Genomic DNA, 1,313 nt, shown 5'->3' on the forward strand with positions numbered 1-1,313 from the left:
RCACGACTCCGACCGCTGGGAGAGCTTGGTCAAGCAGCCCCACGGCATCATCCTGGTGACCGGCCCGACCGGCAGCGGCAAGACGACGACGCTGTACTCGACGCTCAAGCGCCTGGCGACCGATGAGGTCAATGTCTGCACCATCGAAGACCCCATCGAGATGATCGAGCCGGCCTTCAACCAGACCCAGGTGCAGAACGTGCTGGATCTCGGTTTTGCCGAAGGCCTGCGTGCGTTGATGCGCCAGGATCCGGACATCATCATGGTCGGCGAGATTCGCGACCTGGAGACGGCCGAGATGGCCATCCAGGCCGCGCTGACGGGTCACCTCGTCTTCAGCACCTTGCATACCAACGACTCGGTATCGGCGATCACGCGGCTGATGGATCTGGGCGTGCCGAGCTATTTGATCAGCGCCACCGTCATTGGTGTGCTGGCCCAGCGACTGGTACGTACCCTGTGCCCGCACTGCAAGCAGCCCGACCCTCTGGTCACGCGGGAGAACCTCAATGAGCTGGTGCGGCACTGGCGCCTGGGTGGAGGCGTCAAGCCCTACAAGCCGGTGGGCTGCCTGGAATGCCGCAATACGGGTTTCCGCGGCCGTGCCGGCCTTTACGAGCTGCTGACCGTTTCCGAAGGCGTCAAGGCCTCGGTCGCTGACCTGACCGCACTGCGTCGCCAGGCCATGCAGGAGGGCCTGCGCCCGCTGCGCCTGGCCGGCGCGATGAAGGTGGCGGAAGGGGTGACAACGGTGGAGGAGGTGTTGCGCAGCACGCCGTCCTGGGAAGGCTAGTCTCTCTTGTCTTACGTGTAATCCACAGTCGGGCAGCGTCGACCCGACTGCCAGAATCACCGGCAAGAAAACGCGCGCCCGCGGCGCGCCGGAGGCGACAAGCAATGAAGATCAAAAGCCAGYGGGACTTCTGGTCCGGGCTGATGTTCCTGGTGGTGGGCGTGGCGTTCGCATGGGGCTCGACGGAATACTCCTTCGGCACCTCGGCCCGGCCTGGCCCCGGTTATTTCCCCTTCGGCCTGGGCATCCTGCTGGCCTTGCTGGGCGGCCTCGTGCTTTTCAAGGCGTTGACGCTGGAATCAGAAGGCGGCGATCCCATCGGCGCCATTGCCTGGCGCCCTTTGCTCATCATCGTCGCCGCCATCGCGGTCTTTGGTGTCGCGCTGCCCCGCTTGGGGCTGGCCTGCACGCTGCCGTTGCTCATCACGTTGTCTGCACTGGCCGGCAATGAATTCCACTGGCGTGATGTGTTGATCAGCAGTGTCGTGCTGACGGTCGGCAGTTGGGCGCTGTTCATCCT

The 1,313-nt window shown here is 64.4% G+C and carries 2 protein-coding genes; both read left to right on the top strand.

Translation table 11 applies throughout. From position 1 onward, the window contains the following. A partial coding sequence (locus tag AC1DU6_RS31525) for a GspE/PulE family protein (protein WP_477862111.1) occupies positions 1 to 793 on the top strand: 793 nt, incomplete at its 5' end. Positions 794 to 897: 104 nt separating this feature from the next. After that, the coding region (locus AC1DU6_RS31530; RefSeq protein WP_477862113.1) for a tripartite tricarboxylate transporter TctB family protein at positions 898 to 1,313 on the top strand (416 nt) is incomplete at its 3' end.

This window comes from Roseateles sp. P5_B10, assembly GCF_056400485.1.